General features: G+C 72.2%; 17 protein-coding genes. 10 read left to right on the forward strand and 7 right to left on the reverse strand.

The genetic code is table 11. The annotated features are described in order from the left end of the window. Nucleotides 1-8: 8 nt before the first annotated feature. The gene (locus tag AB0316_RS03395) at nucleotides 9-365 is read left to right on the forward strand and encodes a YciI family protein (RefSeq protein ID WP_366270464.1); all 357 of its coding nucleotides are present in this window, start codon (nucleotides 9-11) and stop codon (nucleotides 363-365) included. Between the two features lie 48 nt (nucleotides 366-413). Here the strand turns inward: AB0316_RS03395 and AB0316_RS03400 are convergent, their stop codons facing one another. Then, on the reverse strand, nucleotides 414-1,286 hold the full coding sequence (locus AB0316_RS03400; protein ID WP_366270466.1) for an LLM class F420-dependent oxidoreductase: 873 nt from the start codon (nucleotides 1,284-1,286) through the stop codon (nucleotides 414-416). A gap of 132 nt (nucleotides 1,287-1,418) precedes the next feature. Here AB0316_RS03400 and AB0316_RS03405 point away from each other — a divergent pair, with 132 nt between their 5' ends. After that, nucleotides 1,419-2,564, forward strand: a complete 1,146-nt coding sequence (locus AB0316_RS03405; RefSeq protein ID WP_366271286.1) for an aminotransferase class I/II-fold pyridoxal phosphate-dependent enzyme — start codon at nucleotides 1,419-1,421, stop codon at nucleotides 2,562-2,564. Nucleotides 2,565-2,624: 60 nt separating this feature from the next. Here the strand turns inward: AB0316_RS03405 and AB0316_RS03410 are convergent, their stop codons facing one another. Then, on the reverse strand, nucleotides 2,625-2,975 hold the full coding sequence (locus AB0316_RS03410) for a hypothetical protein (RefSeq protein WP_366270469.1): 351 nt from the start codon (nucleotides 2,973-2,975) through the stop codon (nucleotides 2,625-2,627). A gap of 164 nt (nucleotides 2,976-3,139) precedes the next feature. Then, nucleotides 3,140-4,450: an MFS transporter gene (locus AB0316_RS03415; protein ID WP_366270471.1), complete on the reverse strand. Its 1,311-nt coding sequence runs from the start codon at nucleotides 4,448-4,450 to the stop codon at nucleotides 3,140-3,142. A gap of 134 nt (nucleotides 4,451-4,584) precedes the next feature. On the opposite strand from AB0316_RS03415, the gene AB0316_RS03420 reads away from it, so the two are divergent. From AB0316_RS03420 to AB0316_RS03435, 4 genes are all read left to right on the forward strand, one after another. Next, nucleotides 4,585-5,097 (forward strand): MarR family transcriptional regulator, encoded by a 513-nt coding sequence (locus AB0316_RS03420; RefSeq protein ID WP_366270473.1) that lies wholly within the window; start codon nucleotides 4,585-4,587, stop codon nucleotides 5,095-5,097. A gap of 25 nt (nucleotides 5,098-5,122) precedes the next feature. Further along, nucleotides 5,123-5,992: an SDR family oxidoreductase gene (locus AB0316_RS03425; RefSeq protein WP_366270475.1), complete on the forward strand. Its 870-nt coding sequence runs from the start codon at nucleotides 5,123-5,125 to the stop codon at nucleotides 5,990-5,992. A gap of 10 nt (nucleotides 5,993-6,002) precedes the next feature. Continuing rightward, complete coding sequence (gene bluB, locus AB0316_RS03430; RefSeq protein ID WP_366270477.1) at nucleotides 6,003-7,679, forward strand: 5,6-dimethylbenzimidazole synthase; 1,677 nt, start codon at nucleotides 6,003-6,005, stop codon at nucleotides 7,677-7,679. A gap of 84 nt (nucleotides 7,680-7,763) precedes the next feature. After that, nucleotides 7,764-9,293, forward strand: coding sequence for a peptide MFS transporter (locus AB0316_RS03435; protein ID WP_366270479.1), 1,530 nt, complete (start codon nucleotides 7,764-7,766; stop codon nucleotides 9,291-9,293). Between the two features lie 28 nt (nucleotides 9,294-9,321). On the opposite strand, the gene AB0316_RS03440 is transcribed toward AB0316_RS03435, so the two are convergent. Beyond that, on the reverse strand, nucleotides 9,322-10,020 hold the full coding sequence (locus tag AB0316_RS03440) for a FadR/GntR family transcriptional regulator (protein WP_366270481.1): 699 nt from the start codon (nucleotides 10,018-10,020) through the stop codon (nucleotides 9,322-9,324). Nucleotides 10,021-10,210: 190 nt separating this feature from the next. On the opposite strand from AB0316_RS03440, the gene AB0316_RS03445 reads away from it, so the two are divergent. Further along, the gene (locus tag AB0316_RS03445; protein ID WP_366270483.1) at nucleotides 10,211-11,386 is read left to right on the forward strand and encodes a CoA transferase; all 1,176 of its coding nucleotides are present in this window, start codon (nucleotides 10,211-10,213) and stop codon (nucleotides 11,384-11,386) included. 49 nt (nucleotides 11,387-11,435) lie between these two features. Here AB0316_RS03445 and AB0316_RS03450 read toward each other — a convergent pair whose 3' ends face one another. Then, nucleotides 11,436-12,290, reverse strand: coding sequence for a helix-turn-helix domain-containing protein (locus tag AB0316_RS03450; protein WP_366270485.1), 855 nt, complete (start codon nucleotides 12,288-12,290; stop codon nucleotides 11,436-11,438). Nucleotides 12,291-12,341: 51 nt separating this feature from the next. Here AB0316_RS03450 and AB0316_RS03455 point away from each other — a divergent pair, with 51 nt between their 5' ends. Then, the gene (locus AB0316_RS03455; protein WP_366270487.1) at nucleotides 12,342-12,950 is read left to right on the forward strand and encodes a TIGR03086 family metal-binding protein; all 609 of its coding nucleotides are present in this window, start codon (nucleotides 12,342-12,344) and stop codon (nucleotides 12,948-12,950) included. Between the two features lie 19 nt (nucleotides 12,951-12,969). On the opposite strand, the gene AB0316_RS03460 is transcribed toward AB0316_RS03455, so the two are convergent. Together AB0316_RS03460 and AB0316_RS03465 are read right to left on the reverse strand one after the other, a co-directional pair. Continuing rightward, nucleotides 12,970-13,668, reverse strand: coding sequence for a response regulator (locus tag AB0316_RS03460; RefSeq protein WP_366270489.1), 699 nt, complete (start codon nucleotides 13,666-13,668; stop codon nucleotides 12,970-12,972). After that, nucleotides 13,661-15,355 carry a sensor histidine kinase gene (locus tag AB0316_RS03465; protein ID WP_366270491.1) on the reverse strand — a complete coding sequence of 565 codons (1,695 nt, stop codon included), beginning with the start codon at nucleotides 15,353-15,355 and terminating at the stop codon, nucleotides 13,661-13,663. Before AB0316_RS03465 ends, AB0316_RS03460 begins: the two co-directional genes overlap by 8 nt. Before the next feature lie 119 nt (nucleotides 15,356-15,474). Between AB0316_RS03465 and AB0316_RS03470 the strand changes: the two genes are divergently transcribed. Continuing rightward, nucleotides 15,475-16,887 (forward strand): cation:dicarboxylase symporter family transporter, encoded by a 1,413-nt coding sequence (locus AB0316_RS03470; RefSeq protein ID WP_366270493.1) that lies wholly within the window; start codon nucleotides 15,475-15,477, stop codon nucleotides 16,885-16,887. Between the two features lie 224 nt (nucleotides 16,888-17,111). Continuing rightward, nucleotides 17,112-18,929: a BCCT family transporter gene (locus AB0316_RS03475; protein ID WP_366270495.1), complete on the forward strand. Its 1,818-nt coding sequence runs from the start codon at nucleotides 17,112-17,114 to the stop codon at nucleotides 18,927-18,929. Nucleotides 18,930-19,058 lie beyond the last annotated feature (129 nt).

Consider the following 19,058-nt stretch of genomic DNA (forward strand, 5'->3'; position numbering starts at 1 on the left):
GAGCAGCCGTGCCCGAGTACCTCGTCTACTTCAACCAGCAGTGGGTCGGCGACCACAGCGAGGAGTGGTTCCGCGGGCGCGTGGAGCCCTCGATGGCCGTCATCAGTGAGCTCAAGGAGGCCGGCGCCTACGTCTTCGCCGGGGGCCTGGAGGAGGGTGCGCCGGTCTACACCGCCGAGCCGGCCGACGGCACCCCGGTCGTCACCGACGGGCCCTACGTGGAGACCAAGGAGTTCCTCGGAGGGTTCACCGTCATCGACGTGCCCGACGACGAGGCCGCCAAGACGTGGGCCGGCAGGATCGCGGAGGGCTGCGGCTGGCCGCAGGAGGTCCGCCGCTTCGGAGGGCCTCCGCGGAACGGTTGAGCCTGCCGCACCGGCACGACCGTGCGTCGTCGTGCCGGTCGCCTCGACCTAGAGCTTCGCGGCCTCCGGGATGATCCGCTCACCGATGAGCTCGAGCCAGTCGGTGCGCGAGCCGTCGGCGACCCGCATCTGCACGTGGGTCACGCCGAGGTCGGCCAGCTCACGGAGGTGCTCGAGGGTCGTGTCGACGTTCTCGCCGTTCGGCCCCGGGTCGACCGGGCCCATGACGGTCTTCTCGATCTCGTCGTAGTCGCGCCCGATCGCCTCGCAGTGCCCGCGCAGCACGTCGAGCTTGTGCGCGAGCTCGGGGCTGTCGAAGAGGTTGCAGGCCTGGGCGTACTGCGCCACCATCCGCAGCGTCTTCTTCTCCCCGCCGCCGCCGATGAGGATCGGCGGGTGCGGCCGCTGGACGGACTGCGGCGAGTTCAGGGTGCTGCCCAGCTGGTAGTGCTTGCCGGCATACGGCTCCTCGCTGTCGCTCCACATCTGGAGGCAGATCTGCAGGGTCTCCTCGAGGCGCTCGAAGCGCTCGGCGGTGGGCGGGAACGGCAGGCCGAGGCCGACGCACTCCTCCTCGTTCCACGCGGCGCCGATGCCGAGCATCGCGCGCCCCTTGGAGAGGACGTCGAGCGTCGTCACCTCCTTGGCGAGCAGGCCGGGCTCGCGGTAGACCGCGGCGGTGACCCACGCGAGCAGCTGTACGCGTTCGGTGACCGCGGCGAGGAAGCCGAGCGCCGTGTACGCCTCGAGCATCTCGTGCTCCTTGGGACCCACGCCCCTGATCTGCCAGACGTGGTCCATGACCGAGAGCTTGGTGAAGCCGACGTCCTCCGCCGTCTTCGCGGTGCGGACGAGGTCGTCGACGAAGGTGGTGGAGCCGCCGCTCCACGTGAAGTCAGCCAGGTGCAGTCCGAGGTCCATGCTCTGCACACTACGTTCGTTGCCTGGGCCCGGGGGAGGCGCTGTCGAGCCTTCCGGCACACTGGCCGGGTGACCTCGCAGACCCGTCCGCTCCTGCCCTCCCGGCGCTCCCAGGTGCCGCCGTTCGAGGTCATGGACGTGCTCGACCGGGTGGCGGTGCTGCGCGCCGCAGGCCGCGACGTGGTGTCGCTCTGCGCCGGGGAGCCGTCGGGCGGTGCGCCGGCCCTCGTCTCGGAGGCGGCGGCGCGCATCCACTCCTCGGGCCGGGCCCTGACCTACACCTCGGCGCTCGGCATCCGCGAGCTGCGCTCGGAGGTCGCGATGCACTACAACCGCTGGTACGGCGTGGACGTCGACCCGGCGCGCGTGGCGATCACGACGGGCTCCTCCGGCGGGTTCGTCCTGGCGTTCCTTGCCGCGTTCGACGCCGGTGACCGTGTCGCCCTGGCGCGTCCCGGCTACCCCGCCTACCGCAACATCCTCTCCTCGCTCGGCTGCGAGGTCGTCGAGATCGACTGCGGCCCCGAGACGCGCTTCCAGCCGACGCCGGAGCTGCTCGACGCGGCCCAGGCCGACGGTCCGCTCGCCGGGCTCATCGTCGCGTCACCCGCCAACCCGACCGGCACGATGGTCGACCGCCTCGAGCTCGAGGCCATCACCGCATGGTGCGCCGACAACGGGGTGCGCCTGGTCAGCGACGAGATCTACCACGGCGTCACCTATCCGGAGGCCGGCGCCGCCGACCCGCGCGGTGTGTGTGCGTGGGAGTGCGCCGACACTCCGCTCGTCATCTCGTCCTTCAGCAAGTACTGGGGCATGACCGGCTGGCGCCTCGGCTGGATGCTGCTGCCCGAGGACCTCGTGCGCCCCGTCGACGCGCTCGCGGGCAACGTCGCGCTCTGCCCTCCGGCGCCCGCGCAGTATGCCGCCGTATCCGCCTTCGACGAGGAGTCCTACCGCGAGTGCGACGAGGCCGTCGCCGAGTTCGCGCGCACTCGGAAGCTCCTGCTCGACAACGCCGCCCGCCTCGGGTGGGGCGAGTCGGCGCCGCCCGACGGCGCGTTCTACTACTGGGCCGACCTCGGGCCGCAGCTCGAGCGCTGGGGAGGCTCGGCGGCATACGCCCGCGCCCTGCTCGACGAGGCCGGCGTGGCGATCACGCCCGGCGGCGACTTCGACGACCGTGCCGGCGGGCGCTCGGTGCGGCTCAGCTTCGCCGCGGGCACGACGGCCGTGGCCGAGGCGATCGACCGCATCGAGGCGTTCAACGCCCGCTGACGCATGCGAAGCCCCCGGTCTCCCGGGGGCTTCGGACCAGCATCACCTTCTCTCTGCCGGTCAGATGATGAGCAGCACCGCAGCGGTGACTGCTCCAGCGAGGCTCAGCGTGCCGAGCACGAAGCTCATCACGGCACCGGCCGTCCAGACGCCGGACCGGTCGCGGATGCTGGCGCCCAGCAGCCCGAACCCGATGGCGAGCAGTACGCCACCAGCGATCCAGGCGCCGAAGTACCAGCCGGCGGCGAGTCCTGCCCAGAGCCAGGTCGACGACACGAAGTACGTGTACGCGCCGAACCCGGCGACCAGGGCCCCGACGACGATGAGCGTGTAGTCGACCGTGCGGTTGCGGAACAACCGGGGCAGGCCTTGCTCAGTCTCGGTGGTTTGCTTCTCAAGGAGCTGCGACATCGTCTTCACCTCCTTTCATCTCACTTCCAGCCTCGTCCCTTTCCGGCCGGGCGCCAGAGTCCTTGGTCCCGAAGTCGACCGGAAGTCGAGCACGCAGAGGAGGCAGTGCCGGAGCCACCGTGTGGTGGTCCGGCACTGCCTCGGTGTCGTGCGGGGAGCGGCGCTCAGGCGGCAGTCGCCACGGCCTCGCTGGTCACCCCTGCCGCGAGCGGCTCGCCGGCTGTGGGCGTCGGAGCAGGCACCGGCTGGCCGGTGTGCTCCGTGGCCTGCCGGGCGCGCAGGGCGGAACGCAGGCGCCAGGCGGCGTACGTCGCCAGCACGCTGATCGCCAGGTGCAGGGCGAGGAAGCCGTCCGCGAGGCCGAGGCCGAGCAGGGCGCCGGCCACGAGCGGACCGAGAGCCGAGAAGGTCGTCTGGATCGCGGTGAACGTGCCGAGCGTCGTGCCGACCAGGCCCTTGGGGGCCAGGCTGGCGGTCAGCGGGTTGAGCACCGGCGCGTACATCGTCTCGCCGACGGCGAAGATGCCGAACGTCGTCACGAACAGGGCCGAGGCCACGCCCGGCGAGACGAACTGGGCGGTGGAGAGCACGACCCACGAGAGCGTCCAGATGCCGCCCACGACCATCAGCAGCGAGCCCGCCGGACGGTGCGCGGTGAGCCGCACGACGACCACCTGCAGCAGCACGATGACCACGCAGTTGACCGCGGCTGCGAGGCCGATGGCCGACGCCGGGGTCTCGAGCACGGTGAGGGCGTACGCCGGCAGCCCGGACTCGAACTGGGCGTAGAACCCGAGCGCGAGGGTCACCGTCACGACGGCAGCCCACCGCAGCGCGGGCACGGCGAAGATGCGGCGCAGGGCCTCGACGGTGCTGACGTGCGGCTCGGCATCGCCCGCGGCGACGTCCATCTCCGTCTCGGCCGGGGCTCCGATGCCGGCGAGCTGGATGATCGCCGCCGACAGCGCGAAGCCCACTCCTGCCGCGACGAACGCGAGCGTCATGCCGTCGGCGCGCGAGAGGTCGACGAGCTGGCCGGCGACGAAGGCGCCGACGGCCATGCCGATGGCCTCGGCCGTGAACTTGTAGGCGAAGACCTTGCGGCGGTCCTCGTGCCCGGCCCAGCGCAGCACCAGCACGGAGGCGGCGGGCGTGGACGCGGTCAGGCCGAAGCCGAAGACGAACATCCCGACCAGGAAGGTCGAGGCGTCGTTCGCCCAGACGAGGCTTGCGACTCCGGCCGCGGCGAGCAGCTTGGCGAGCACGGCGACGGTCACCGGGTTGAAGCGGTCGCTGAGCCGCCCGGCGAAGGGAGCGGCGACGAGCGCGCCGACCGAGAAGAGGGTGCTGGCGAGGGCCGCGGCGAGCGCGCCCCAGCCTCGGGTGTTGGCCGCATACGCGTACTGGTAGGGCAGGACGGTGCCCCAGCCGAGCATTCCGATGGACGACGCCAGGATGAGCAGCTTGGTGCGCATGGGTTTCACACCCTTTCTGAGGGTTGGTGGTGGGGACGGCGGAGTCAACACGCCTTCGACCTCGAATATTTCGGATTCGAAGTTCGGCTTCGAAAGAGTAGCACTCGCCCCGATAGGTGCCACAATGCGTTTCCATGTCAGCCAAGCGACGCCGGACCGCCCAGCAGCAGCACGCCGCGGACGTCGCCACCTACGTCGCCGCCGGTGGTGAGGAGTCGGTGCAGCGCGTCATCACCGGCCTCTTCTCCGTGACGAAGAAGCTCGACCAGTGGTACGTGCGGCAGTTTGCCGACCTCGACCTGACCCAGGGGGAGTGGGCGGTGCTCGCGGCCCTGGCTCGGGCCGGCGAGACGTGCCTGACGCCCAGCCAGCTCGCCGACCTGTCCAACGTGGCCCCCTCGTCGATGACCCACCGCCTCGACAAGATGGCGGGCCGCGGCCTGCTCGAGCGACGGCCCGACGAGTCCAACCGCACCCGCACCCTTGTCTCCCTCACCGCTGACGGCTGGGCCCTCTTCAGCGAGGCCGTGCGCGAGTCGAACGTGGTCGAGAGCGACACGCTGCGGGGCCTCACCGACGACGAGCGCCACGAGCTCGCCCGGCTGCTCGAGATCGTCATCGCCGGCCTGGACGACATCGACGCCTGAGCCGCCCGGGCGTAGCGTCCGGGACATGGACCTCCACCCCTCCACCAGCCCCGACCACCGCCCTGTCGCCCTCGTCACCGGCACCTCGTCCGGGATGGGCCTGCACGCCGCCGTCGAGCTCGCCCGGCGCGGCCACACCGTCGTCGCCACGATGCGCGACCCGAGCCGAGACGTGGCCCTGCGCAAGGCGGCGGCCGAGGCCGGCGTCGAGCTCGACGTGCGGCCTCTCGACGTCACCGACCACGACGCCGCCCGGGCGTGCGTCGACGGCATCCTCGCCGACCACGGCCACCTCGACGTCCTCGTCAACAACGCCGGTCGCGGTGCCGTCGCGACCGCCGAGCAGCTGAGCCTCGAGGAGGTGCGCGACCAGCTGGAGGTCAACTACCTCGGCCCCGTCGCACTGACCAAGCTCGTCCTGCCGCACATGCGCGCCGCCGGCTCGGGCCGGGTCCTCACCGTGACGAGCGTCGGCGGCGCCGTCGGCCAGCCCTTCGCCGACGCCTACTGCGGCGCGAAGTTCGCCGTCGAGGGCTTCATGCAGTCGCTCGCCGTCGTCATGCTCGCCCACGGCGTCCGGGTCTCGGTCATCGAGCCGGCGGCGGTCGCCAGCGACTTCGTCGGCAACGTCGCGCGCCCCGACGCCACGAATGGCGACGACCCGTATGCCGCCCAGCTCGACGCCTACCTCGCCCGCTCTGCGGGAGCCTTCGCCAACGCCCAGTCGTCGGAGGACGCGGCCCGGGCCATCGCCGACGCGGCGACCGCGGAGGACTACCGCTTCCGCTGGCAGACGTCCGAGGCCGCGTCGGCCTTCGTCGGCCTCTCCCTCGCCGACACCGACGGCAGCCGCGTGCTCGCAGCGACGCGCCCGTGGATCGAGGCCGCGAAGTAGGGTCTCGCGCGTGAGCTTCCGCAGGCCCGTCCCGACCATCGGCGATCCCACCTCGGCGGCCGAGCGGGCCGCGGCGCCCGATGCGTGGGCGCTGACGGACGACCTCGCCTCGCTCGAGCGGGTGATCGGCGCTCGTCGTGACATCCGCCGCTTCCGGCCCGACCCGGTGCCGGACGACGTGCTCGCCGCGGTGCTCACGGCCGGTCACCGCGGCCCGTCCGTCGGGCACAGCCAGCCGTGGCGCTTCGTCGTCGTCACCGAGGCCGCCACTCGCGACGCCGCTGCCCTGATGGCCGACCGCTGCCGGCTGCGGCAGGCCGCGGGGATGGCGGAGGAGTCGGCGCGTGGCCTGCTCGACCTGCGGCTCGAGGGGATCCGGGAGGCGCCGGTCGGGGTCGTCGTCGCCTGCGACCGTCGCACTCCGGCCGCCGGCGTGCTCGGGCGGGCCACCTTCCCCGACGCGGACCTGTGGTCGTGCGCCGCCGCCATCGAGAACATGTGGCTCACCGCCCGGGCGCACGGGCTGGGTCTGGGCTGGGTCACCCTCTTCGAGCCGGCCGAGCTCAAGGAGCTGCTCGGCCTGCCCGACGGCGTAGAGACGCTCGGCTGGCTGTGCCTCGGCTGGCCGGACGAGCGGCCGCCCGAGCCCGGTCTCGAGCGCGCCGGGTGGAGCCGCCGCCTGCCGCTCGAGCAGGTCGTCATGCACGAGCGCTGGACGGAGCGCGACGCCCCGACCTCGCACCTGCGCGCCCCGGCGCCGGACCGTTTCGTCGCCGCTCGCGATCGCTCCGACGAGCTGCTCACCGTGCCCGGCTCGCTCGGCGTCCTCGACGCCGTCCTCGACCGCGTCACCGCGCTGCCGGCCGTGGACGGTCCGGGCACCCTCCTGGTCGCGGCCGCGGACCACGCCGTGACGGCATACGGCATCTCCGCCTTCGACGCGTCGGTGACCGCCGATGTCGCCCGCGCGATGCGGGAGGGCACGTCGATGGGCGCCGTCGCGGCCCGCGCGGCCGGCCTCGACGTCGAGCTCGTGGACGCCGGGATCGACTGTGCCCGAGGCGATCTCGTCACGACCGACGGCCTCGACGAGATGACGTATGCCGCCCTGCTCGCTCTCGGGCGCGAGCGCGGTCAGGCGCTCGCGGCCGCCGGCCCGGTGGCCCTGGGGGAGGTGGGCGTCGGCAACACGACCGTCGCCGCCGCCGTCGCCGCCGCGCTGCTGGAGCTCCCCGCCGCGGAGGTCGTGGGGCGCGGGTCGTCGGCCGACGCGGCGATGGTCGAGCGCAAGCGCGACGTCGTGACCCGGGCGCTCGCCCGGGTCGCCCGGGCCGAGGCCGAGCTCTCCGCCTCGGAGGCGGTGCGGCGTCTCGGTGGGGCAGAGCTCGCCGTGCTCACCGGCGTCGTGCTGGGGGTGGCCGGCGCGGGCGGGGTCGTGGTGCTCGACGGGCTCGCCACGTCGGTGTGCGCCCTCGCCGCGACCCGGCTGGAGCCGGCGGTGGCGGCCCACCTCGTCGCGGGCCAGCGCTCACGTGAGAAGGCCCACGCCCTCGTGCTGCGCGAGCTCGGCCTCGAGCCGCTGCTCGACCTGCGCATCCGTGCAGGTGAGGGGGTCGGAGCCGCCCTCGCGACCGGTCTGCTCAAGGACGGACTGGCCCTGCGGGACGGGGTCGCGCGGACCTCGTGATTTTGGATCTCCCCGAGGACTTCCCTAGTTTGGGACGGTTGTCTGTCACCTGACACTGCCCTCACGAGGGGCTGGGAGAACCACATGTCCACACAGACCCAGGACCGTCCGCCGACCCCGTCGACGGGCTCGAGCGCCGACGACCGCGCCTTCCTCGGGCACCCCCGAGGCCTGTCGACCCTCTTCTTCGTCGAGCTGTGGGAGCGCTTCTCCTACTACGGGATGCGCGCCATCCTGCTCTACTTCCTCATCGACACGGTCGCCAACGGCGGCCTCGGGATCGACGAGACGACCGGCACGGCCGTCGTCGCGATCTACGGTGCGTCGGTCTACCTGCTCTCGATCATCGGCGGTTTCACGGCCGACCGCGTCTTCGGAGCGCGGCGCTCGACGCTCTACGGCGCGGTCGTCATCATGGCCGGCCACGTGTGCCTGGCCATCCCGTCGTCCGGGACGGCGTGGCTCGGCATCGCGCTCGTCGCCCTCGGCACCGGCCTGCTCAAGCCGAACGTCTCGGCCATGGTCGGCACGCTCTACAAGCCCGAGGACGCCCGCCGCGACGGCGGCTTCTCGATCTTCTACATGTCGATCAACATCGGGTCGTTCTTCTCGCCGCTCGTCGTCGGCTGGCTCCGGGAGCACTACGGCTACCACGCCGGCTTCTCCGCCGCCGCGGTCGGCATGGCGATCGCCATCGTGTGGTTCATCGTCGGTCGCAAGAACCTCAACCCGGTCGTCGACGATGTGCCCAACCCGATCTCGCCGAAGGAGCGCGGTCGGGTTGCGGGCCTCGCGGTCGGTGCGGTGGCCGCCTTCGTCGTGGTGGTGCTGCTCGCCGGCCTGTGGCGCGACACCCTCCTCGACCAGGTCATCGACGCGATCTCGATCGTGGCCGTGCTCACCCCGATCGCCTACTTCACGATGATGTTCCGCAGCCCCAAGGTCGACCGCCAGGAGAAGTCACACCTGGCCGCCTACCTGCCGCTGTGGATCGGCGCGATGCTCTTCTGGATGATCTTCGAGCAGGCCGCGGGCAAGATGGCCCTCTTCGCCGCCGACAACACCGTCAAGGAGACCGCGGGCATCACGGTCAACCCGGAGTGGTTCCAGTCGATCAACCCGCTCGCCATCGTCCTGCTCGCGCCGATCTTCGGCTGGATCTGGACCAGGCGCGCCGGTCGTTTCCCGTCCACGCCGATGAAGTTCGTGCTCGGTGTGACGCTCATCGGGCTGTCGGCGCTGGCCATGGCCTGGGCCTTCGCCAACTACTCCGGCAACACCGCCCCGGTCTACGTCCTCGGGTCCATCTTCGTGCTCCAGACCGTCGCGGAGCTGTGCCTGTCGCCGGTGGGGCTCTCGGCCACGACGCGGCTCGCGCCCCGGGCCTTCGCGAGCCAGGCCATGGCCCTGTGGTTCCTCGGCAGCGCCGCCGGCCAGGCCATCGCGGCGCAGCTCATCCAGGCGATGGGTGGCCTCGGCAACGCCGCCTACTACGTCGTCAACGGCGTTCTCACGCTGGTCGTCGCGGGCGTGCTCTTCGCCCTCGTGCCGTGGATCCGCCGCCGGATGGCCACCGCAGAGGTGCACACGGGCGACAAGGTGCTGGTGGGCTGACTCCGTCCGTCGCCCTGCCCGCGTCCGCTCAGGTGGCCTCGCGCAGCACGGCCACGTCGCTGACCATGACGACGTGCGCGTGCATGGCGGCTGCGGCCGCCTCGGGGTCACCGGCGCGGATCGCGTCGGCGATGGCGCGGTGCCCGGCCAGCGAGTCGGCGGGGCGCCCGGGCTGCGAGAGCGACTCGATGCGCGTCTCGCGCACGAGGTCGCGGATCTCCTCCATCAGCCGGGCCAGCAGCAGCGAGTGCGCCGCGACGGTGACGGCGCCGTGGAAGCGCTCGTCGCCGTCCACGCCGCGACCACCGGCCTCGACCTCGCGGCGCATCAGCTCGAGGGCCTCGTCGATACGGGCGAGGTCCTCGGGCGAGCGCCGCTCGGCCGCGAGCGCGGCGATCTTCGTCTCGAGCGCGTCGCGGGTGTCGATGATCTCGGGCAGGCGGTGCGCGTGCGCCCGGATGGCCTCGACGATGCGTCGCGGCCCGGGGCCCTCGGCCAGCAGGGTGCCGTCGCCGTGGCGGACGGTGACGACGCCGATCACCTCGAGGGCCACGAGAGCCTGGCTCAGCGTCGCGCGGCTGACGCCGAGCCGCTGGGCGAGCTCGCGCTCCGGCGGCAGGCGGTCGCCGGCCTGCAGGCCGTTGGCCTCGATCCAGCCCGTGATCTGCTCGGCGACCTGCTCGTAGAGGCGGGTCCGCGTGATGCGGGGCAGCCCGGATGCCGTCATGCCGTCATGCTATTGACAGCCGTCCCGATTGACCTATTGGCTAGGCCACTGAGCCGTCCGTCTTCCTGTCACGCCGACGAGGTCGCCCGCGTGCCGGCTCGCTGCCCAGCTGATCCCCGACGCGTCACCGCGGTCGTCGCCGGCCCGTTGCCCGTGCGGGTCCCCTCGATCCTCCCGGATGGTGACTGAAATGACCGTGTCTGGACCCCTCGCCGACATCCTCGTCGTGGACCTCTCACGCGCCCTGGCCGGGCCGCACGCGACGATGATGCTGGCCGACCAGGGCGCCCGCGTCATCAAGGTGGAGGCGCCGGGTCGGGGCGACGACACCCGGGGGTGGGGCCCGCCCTTCGTCGGGCCGGAGGGGCAGCGGGAGTCGACGTACTTCCTCTCGACCAACCGCAACAAGGAGTCGATCACCCTCGACCTCAAGGACGAGGACGACCGTGACGTGCTGCTCGCCCTCGTCGACCGTGCCGACGTGCTCGTCGAGAACTTCCGCACCGGCGTGCTCGAGCGCCTCGGGCTCGGCATCGAGTCGCTCATGGAGCGCAACCCGCGCCTCGTGGTCCTGTCGATCACCGGCTTCGGCCACGACGGCCCCGAGGGCGGCCGCGCAGGCTACGACCAGATCGCCCAGGGCGAGGCGGGCCTGATGTCCCTGACCGGCTCGGGTCCCGAGGACCCCCAGCGAGTCGGGGTGCCGATCGCCGACCTGCTCTCGGGCATGTACGGCGCCTACGGCGTGGTGGCCGCGCTCAACGAGCGCCACCGGACCGGGGTCGGCACCGTGGTGCGCACCTCGCTGCTCGCCGCGGTCGTGGGGGTGCACGCCTTCCAGGGCACCCGGTGGACCGTCGCCGGTGAGGTGGGCCGGTCGGCCGGCAACCACCACCCCTCGATCGTCCCCTACGGCCTCTTCCACTGCCGCGACGGCTCGGTGCAGATCGCGGTCGGCAGCGAGGGCCTGTGGCTGCGGCTGTGCGCGGCGTTCGGGCTCGACCCGGCTGCCGAAGGCATGGCGACCAACGCCGAGCGCGTCGCCCACCGCGAGCGCGTCATCGCCGCCGTCGAGGCGGTCTTCGCCGAGTGGGACGCCGAGCCGCTGCTCACGCGCCTCGCGGAGGTCGGCATCCCGGCCGGCAAGGTGCGCACGCTCGACGAGGTGTACGCGTGGGACCAGACCGCGAGCCAGGGCCTGCTCGTGGACGTCGAGCACTCGACGCTCGGCCGCGTCACGCTGCCCGGGCCGCCGCTGCGCTTCTTCGCGGGCGACGGCACTGAGGTCACGCGCCGGGAGCACCAGGCGCCGCCGACCCTCGACGAGGACGGCGCAGCCATCCGGGCCTGGCTCAAGGAGCAGTGAGGCGGGGAGCTCATTCGCCGGCCACTACGTCAGTGAGTCAGATTGCGACTCACTGACGCAGTGGGCGGAAGCGGGCGGCGAACTCGCCGGGGGTCATCCCCGTCGCGGTGCGGAAGTCGCGGGTGAAGTGCGCCTGATCGGCATACCCGAGCTCGGCAGCGATGCCCGAGAGCGGGGTGCCCGCGTCACGCAGCCGGTCGGCGGCCTCCTGCAGCCGGCGACGGCGGATCAACCACTTCGGCCCGAGCCCGATCCGCTTGTGCAGCAGGCGTTGCAGGGTCCGCTCCGTCAGCCCGAACCGGGCGCACAGCTCGTCGACGCGCAGCAGGTCGGGGGAGCTCTCGACGTGCTCGACGATCGCGTTGACGAGCAGCCCCTCCTCGTCGGCCGGCAACAGCGCTCGCAGGGCGTCCTCGACCACCCCACGGGCCCGGGCCTGGGCGTGGGGTGAGTCCGGGTCGGGGGCCATCACGCGTCGGACCTGGTCCGTGACGGCAGACCCGTCCAGTGCGGGAAGGGCGGTCAGGTCGAGGTGGCGGTCGGTCATCCGGCGCACCGGCTGACCGGTCAGCAGGTGCCCCGCGGCGGGCTGGAACATCAGTCCCACGGCCCAACCGCGGCCGGTCAGCACGGTGTGCGAGAGCCCGGAGACCACGCCGTAGAAGCGGGCGTAGCTGTCGGAGACGACGAGCAGGCACACGGGGTACTGCAGAACCCGCTGCACCGAGTCGCGGCCCGGCGGCACGTCCCAGACGGGGATCCAGAATCGCCGCGCCAGGTCGGTGAGGTCGGGCGAGACCTGCGCACGGGCGATCGACCACGTGCGGTCGGTCGGGTCGAGCAGGTGCGCGCGCTCGATGTCGTCGCGCGCCGGCGCACGTCCCTGTCCCGGGAAGCTCGTCACCTGTCGGAAAGTATCAAGACCGGGTGACAGGGGCCTTCCTACCGTGAGGGCATGACCACCACCACGACCACAGACACCACCGACGTCCTCACCACCTACACCCGCCTCGCCGACGCGTTCGGCTCCGTCGTCGACCGCGTGCCGACCGACCGCTGGGCCGCGCCGAGCCCGTGCGAGGGCTGGAGCGCCCGCGACGTCGTGGCGCACGTCGTCTCGAGCCAGCGCACCTTCCTCGCCGACCACGGGATCGATGACACGACCGGGCACCACCTCGACGTCGACGACCCGGCCGTCGGCCCGGCGGACCCGACCACCGCCTGGCACGCCCACGACGAGCGGATGCGCGAGCTGCTCGCCGACCCGGCCGTCGCAGGCCTGGAGTACGACGGCGTCTTCGGCCGCACCACGGTGGGGCAGACCATCGTCGCGTTCCACGGCTTCGACCTCGTCGTGCACCGCTGGGACGTCGCCACCGCCGCCGGCCTCGACGAGCGCCTCACCGACGCGGAGCTCGAGACCCTCGAGCGCGCCGCCGACGGCTTCGGCGATCACCTCTACGACGACGGCGTCTGCACGGCGGCCCTCGCCGTCCCGGACGACGCCGACCGGCAGGCGCGCCTTCTCGCGCGTCTGGGCCGTCGCACCCCGTCGCGGGACTGAGTGCTCTCGGGGTGGGCGCTCACCGCACCCAGAGGTACTCGACCTCGGGACGCCCGGCGCCGGCATACCTCGAGCGCCGCTCGGCGAGCCGGGTCTCGCAGAGGTGCTCGGCGTAGCGCCGGGCCGTCACCCGACTGACGCCGAGGGCCTCGGCGAGCTCGGTCGCCGAGCGCCCGCCGTCGGCCTCACGCAGCAGCCGGGAGACCCGCGAGAGCAGCTCCTCACCCATGCCCTTGGGCAGCCGCGCCTCGACGGCGACCCGGGCGCCGGCGAAGACCTCGTCGACCTCGGCCTGCGTGCCCAGCTCGGTCCCGCCGCGAAGCTGGTCGCGGTACGCGCGGTAGGCGAGCAGCCGGTCGCGCAGGGTCGCGAAGACGAAGGGCTTGAGGAGGTACTGCACGATCCCGAGCGACACCGCGGCACGGACGATGTCGAGGTCGCGCGCCGACGTGACGGCGATGACGTCTGCCCGGTGACCGGCGGCCCGCATCGCCCGGACGACATCGAGCCCGTGCCGGTCGGGAAGGTTCATGTCGAGCAGGACGACGTCGATCTGCTTGTCCTGCAATGCCTTCAGGGCGGCTTGCGAGGTGCCGACCGTGGCCACCACCTCGAAGCCGTCGACGCGGCCGACGTATGCCGTGTGCGCCTCGGCCGCGACCGGCTCGTCCTCGACGACGAGGACCCGAAGCACCTCCGCGCCCGTCGGCTCAGCCACCGTGACCCACCTCGGCACTGCGGGGCACGGCGGGTCCGCGGCCGGCGCCGACGGGCAGCCGCACCGTGAAGGTGGCGCCCGGAGGCCCCGTCACCTCGAGGTCACCGCCGAGCCGCTCGACCGTCTGGGCGACGAGGGCCAGGCCGATGCCACGCCGTCCGGCGCTGCCCTGCTCCTTCGTCGACCAGCCCCGGCGGAAGGCGTCCTCGACCCCGCCCGGCGGCAGGCCGGGCCCGTCGTCGGAGACCTCGAGGACGGCATACGCCCCCTCGACGCGCGCGTCGAAGCTCACGTGCCGCTCGGGCCCGTGAGCCCCCGACGCCTCGCGTGCGCCGGCGACCGCGTCCAGGGCGTTGTCGATGAGGTTGCCGACGACGGTGACGAGGTCGCGGGTCGGGGCCACCCCACGGGGCCAGTGCGCGCCGGGCTCGATCTCGAAGGCGATGCCCCGCTCGTGCGCCTCGGCGGCCTTGCCGAGCAGCAGCGCGGTGAGGGCCGGCTCGTCGACCGCACCGACGACCCGGTCGGTGAGCAGCTGGGAGACCTGCAGCTCCTCCGTCGCGAAGTCGAGGGCCCGGTCGGTGTGGCCGAGCTCGATGAGGCTGACGATCGTGTGCAGGCGGTTGGCCGACTCGTGGGCCTGCGACCGCAGCGCCTCGGTGAGCCCTCGCGCCGAGTCGAGCTCACCGGTCAGGGCCTCGAGGTCGGTGCGGTCACGCAGCGTCGCCACGTGCCCGAGCAGCCGGCCCTCCCACCGGGCCGGGCCGCGGTTGAGCACGACGACGCGGGCGGACGTCACGTGCAGCTCGTCCTCGTGGACCGCGTCGTCGGTCAGCGCCGTCGCCAGGGCGGGGGAGAGGCCGAGGTCGGCGACGGGCCGCCCGACGGCGTCGGCAGGGAGCCCGAGCAGCCGGGTCGCCTCGTCGTTGGCGAGCCGCAGCCGGCCCTCGAGGTCGGTGATGACGAGCCCCTCGGACACGCCGTGGAGCACGGCGTCGTAGTACTCGTACATCTCGCGGAGCTGGCGCTCGCCGAGGCCGTGCGTCTGCCGGCGGATGCGCCGCGAGACCAGCGCCGTGCCGAGACCCGAGAGCAGGGCCGCGACGAGCCCGGCGAGCAGCAGCCCGGGCAGCTGCGCCTGCACCCGCTCGCCGACCGCCGCCTTGCGGATGCCGACGGAGACGAGCGCCACCACCGCGCCGCGGTCGGTGACCGGCACGACCACGCGTGAGGACGGCCCGAGCGTGCCGGTGTAGTCCTCCTCGACGACACCACCGGCCAGCGCAGCCTCGGTGTGCCCGATGAACCTCCTGCCGATCTGCGTCGGGTCGGGGTGGGTGTAGCGGATCGCCGAGCGGCTCATGACGACGACGAAGTCGGTGCCCGAGGCCTCACGCACCCGCTCCGCGTACGCCTGCAGCGCCCGCGACGGGTCGGGGCCCTCGACCGCGGCGACCACGCTCGGGGTCACGGCCACCGTCCGCGCCACGGCGAGCGCCCGCGCGATGGCCTGCTGGTCGCCGGCGCGCTGCGCCTGGCCGTAGGCGCCGACGAGGCCGGCCCCGACGACGAGCACGGCGACGATGACCTGCAGCGCGAACGTCTGGCCCGCGACGCTCCAGCGTCCCGGGGCGCCGAGCACCCGCCTCGCAGCCCCACGCGTACGGGAGAGGGAGCTCAACGGCACGGAACCGCCCGTGAGAACTCAATGAACACAAACGTGACCCTAGTCACCGTCGGCGGCAACCTCGTCACGTTCCCCGGTCCCGCGCTCCAGCGCTGTGGACCCAGCCAATGGAGGTCACCGTGAGTTCCACCGCCGACAGCGCCGTCGACGCCCAGCCGGGTGCGACGCCGAAGCGCGACCGCACCCATCTGCTCTACATCGCCGTCATCGTCGCGATGGTCGCCGGCATCCTCGTCGGCTGGGCCTTCCCCGACGTGGGCAAGAGCCTCAAGCCCCTCGGCACGGGCTTCGTCAACCTCATCAAGATGATGATCACGCCGATCATCTTCTGCACGATCGTGCTCGGCATCGGCTCGGTCCGTCGCGCCGCCCAGGTCGGCAAGGTCGGAGGCCTGGCCCTCGGCTACTTCATCGTCATGTCCACCGTGGCCCTCGGCGTCGGACTCGTCGTCGGCAACATCGTGCAGCCCGGCTCGGGTCTCAACCTCACCGACGCCGTCGCGAAGTCCGGACAGGCGCAGATCGGCGAGAAGTCCGAGGGGGCGGTCGACTTCGTCCTCGGCCTCATCCCCGACACCCTGGTGTCCTCCCTGACCTCCGGCTCGGTGCTCCAGGCGCTGCTCGTCGCGCTGCTCGTCGGCTTCGCGCTGCAGAAGATGGGCAAGGCCGGCGAGCCGATCCTCACCGGCATCAAGCACCTCGAGCGCCTCGTCTTCCGGCTCATGGCGATGATCATGTGGGTCGCGCCCATCGGCGCCTTCGGTGCGATGGCCGCCCTCGTCGGCGCGACCGGCATCGGCTCGCTCAAGAGCCTCGGCCTGCTCATGCTCGCCTTCTACCTGACCTGCGCGATCTTCGTCTTCGGCTTCCTCGGCGCCATCCTCAAGGTCGTCACCGGGATGAACGTCTTCTCGCTGCTGGGCTACCTCGGGCGTGAGTTCCTCCTCATCCTGTCGACGTCGTCGTCCGAGTCGGCCCTGCCGCGCCTCATCGCCAAGATGGAGCACCTCGGCGTCTCCCGCCCCGTGGTGGGTATCACCGTCCCGACCGGCTACTCGTTCAACCTCGACGGCACCGCCATCTACCTGACGATGGCGAGCCTGTTCATCGCCGAGGCCATGGACAAGCCCTTCAGCCTCGGCCAGCAGATCGGCCTGCTCGTCTTCATGGTCATCGCCAGCAAGGGCGCCGCCGGCGTCAGCGGCGCCGGCCTGGCGACCCTCGCCGGTGGCCTCCAGTCGCACCGCCCCGACCTGGTGCCCGGCGTCGGCTTCATCGTCGGCATCGACCGCCTGATGAGCGAGGCGCGTGCGCTGACGAACTTCGCCGGCAACGCGATCGCGACGGTCATCATCGGCACGTGGGTCGGCGAGATCGACCGCGACAAGGCTGCGCGGGTCCTCTCCGGCCAGGACCGCTTCGACGAGTCCAGCATGGTCGAGGCGGAGCACGGCGACCGGCCGGACGAGCTGCCGGTCGGCCCGACGAGCGGCGCCGCCGGCAACGACCCGGAGCTGGCCGGGGTGCGCTGACGCGCGCTGTCAGACCTACACCGCAGCTCTCGCGAAGGGCCACGAACCGCAACGGGGTTCGTGGCCCTTCGCCGTATGCCGTGCGCCCTTCCAGCAGGGACACAGCGCGCTCTCGTTTTGCGCTCGACTGCGTGTGTTCGGCACAGTGGATGTTTCCGCAACTTCTGAGTGACACGTAACGTGAGGAGACGGACGGCGCCTTCGTCGGGCGTCGTCCATGACGTATGAGTGAACTGACCAAGAGTCCCGACGACACGCTGCACCCGGCCCTCGAGCCACCACCGGTGAACCACGAGGACGCGCCGCCCTCCAGGGTCGACAAGGTCGTCTTCGGGGTCGCGGCCGCGGTGGCCATCGGCTTCGTCCTGTGGGGTGCGCTGAGCACCGACACCCTGAGCTCCAGCGCCTCGGCCGGCCTCGACTTCGTCGTGCACAACACCGGCTGGCTCTTCTCCCTCGCCGCGTCCGGCTTCGTCGTCTTCGTGGTCTGGCTGGCCGCCAGCAAGTACGGCAACATCCCGCTCGGCGGTGACGGCGAGACCCCTGAGTTCCGCACCTCGTCGTGGGTGGCGATGATGTTCTCCGCCGGCATGGGCATCGGCCTGATGTTCTACGGCGTCACCGAGCCGCTGACCCACTTCGTCAAGCCGCCGCCCGGCACAGGGGACCCGGGCAACGCCGCGGCCGTGCAGACCGCCATGGCGACCACGATGTTCCACTGGTCGCTGCACCCGTGGGCGATCTACGCCGTCGTCGGCCTCGCCGTCGCGTACGGCGTGTTCCGCAAGGGCCGCTCACTGCTCATCAGCTCCGCCTTCGCGCCGCTCTTCGGCGAGCGGCGCGCGAACGGCCCGGCCGGCCGGGTCATCGACATCTTCGCGATCTTCGCGACGCTCTTCGGCTCGGCGACCTCACTTGGCCTCGGCGCGCTGCAGATCGGGTCCGGCCTGCAGATCGTCACCGGCATCGGCAAGGTCGGCAACGCCGTCCTCATCGCGATCATCGTCGTGCTGACGATCTGCTTCATCCTCTCGGCCGTCTCCGGCGTCGCCAAGGGCATCCAGTGGCTCTCCAACATCAACATGGTGCTGGCGCTCGCCCTCGCCCTGTTCGTCTTCGTCGTGGGCCCGACCGTCTTCATCCTCAACCTCGTCCCGACGACGATCGGCTCCTACTTCAAGGACCTCGCGATGATGTCGGCCCGCACCGACGCCGCGGGCGGCGACGGCATGAAGGACTGGCTCGCCGGCTGGACGATCTTCTACTGGGCCTGGTGGGTCAGCTGGACGCCCTTCGTCGGCATGTTCATCGCCCGCATCTCGCGCGGCCGCACCATCCGCCAGTTCGTCTCCGGCGTGCTGCTCGTGCCGTCGGTCGTCTCGCTCATCTGGTTCGCGATCTTCGGCGGCGCCGGCATCTCGCAGCAGCAGGGCGGCACCGACCTCGCCGCCCAGTCGACCCCCGAGGGCTCGCTCTTCGCGATGCTCGGCAACCTGCCCTGGCCGACGGTGACGGCGGTCGTCGTCATGGTGCTCGTCGCGATCTTCTTCGTCTCGGGTGCCGACGCCGCGTCGGTCGTCATGGGCACGCTCTCGGAGAAGGGCACGCTCGAGCCGTCGCGCAAGACGGTGATCTTCTGGGGCGCCGCCACCGGCGCGGTCGCCGCGATCATGCTGCTCATCGGCGGTGAGGACGCCCTGTCGGGCCTACAGAACGTGACGATCGTCGCGGCCCTGCCCTTCCTGGTCATCATGATCGGCCTCGCCGTCGCGCTCGTGAAGGACCTCTCGCGCGACCCGCAGGTCGTCCGGAGGCAGTATGCCGTCGCGGCCGTCGAGCACGCCGTCGTCGCGGGCGTGAGCGAGCACGGCGACGACTTCTCGCTCACCGTCCAGGAGACCGCGCCGGGCGAAGGCGTCGGCGAGCTGGTCCCGACCGAGCCCGTCGAGGTGCGGGACGTCGAGTCGACGCACGAGAGCCCGAGCGTGGCCGACGTCGTCGACGAGGAGACCTCGAAGGTCGGCGGATCGATGCGACTCTGAGCGCACCCGGGCTGCAGTCGAGCGCCGCGTCATCCGCCCCGGCGGACGGCGCGGCGCTCGCTCGCTCTGGTGGGCCGGCAAGCGGCAGTGGACCCGATCCCGCTCCGGCCCGCCCACGAGGCAGGCTCG

Source organism: Terrabacter sp. NPDC080008, from assembly GCF_040702505.1.
Classification (GTDB): Bacteria; Actinomycetota; Actinomycetes; order Actinomycetales; family Dermatophilaceae; genus Terrabacter.

Bases quoted from the DNA above. Each gene is read 5' to 3' on its own strand.
- AB0316_RS03400 (WP_366270466.1), bottom strand. From the start codon at position 1,286: ATGGACCTCGGACTGCACCTGGCTGACTTCACGTGGAGCGGCGGCTCC.
- AB0316_RS03435 (WP_366270479.1), top strand. From the start codon at position 7,764: ATGTCCACACAGACCCAGGACCGTCCGCCGACCCCGTCGACGGGCTCG.
- AB0316_RS03475 (WP_366270495.1), top strand. From the start codon at position 17,112: ATGAGTGAACTGACCAAGAGTCCCGACGACACGCTGCACCCGGCCCTC.
- AB0316_RS03415 (WP_366270471.1), bottom strand. From the start codon at position 4,450: ATGCGCACCAAGCTGCTCATCCTGGCGTCGTCCATCGGAATGCTCGGC.
- AB0316_RS03445 (WP_366270483.1), top strand. From the start codon at position 10,211: ATGACCGTGTCTGGACCCCTCGCCGACATCCTCGTCGTGGACCTCTCA.
- AB0316_RS03440 (WP_366270481.1), bottom strand. From the start codon at position 10,020: ATGACGGCATCCGGGCTGCCCCGCATCACGCGGACCCGCCTCTACGAG.
- AB0316_RS03410 (WP_366270469.1), bottom strand. From the start codon at position 2,975: ATGTCGCAGCTCCTTGAGAAGCAAACCACCGAGACTGAGCAAGGCCTG.
- AB0316_RS03405 (WP_366271286.1), top strand. From the start codon at position 1,419: ATGGACGTGCTCGACCGGGTGGCGGTGCTGCGCGCCGCAGGCCGCGAC.
- AB0316_RS03455 (WP_366270487.1), top strand. From the start codon at position 12,342: ATGACCACCACCACGACCACAGACACCACCGACGTCCTCACCACCTAC.
- AB0316_RS03420 (WP_366270473.1), top strand. From the start codon at position 4,585: ATGTCAGCCAAGCGACGCCGGACCGCCCAGCAGCAGCACGCCGCGGAC.
- AB0316_RS03425 (WP_366270475.1), top strand. From the start codon at position 5,123: ATGGACCTCCACCCCTCCACCAGCCCCGACCACCGCCCTGTCGCCCTC.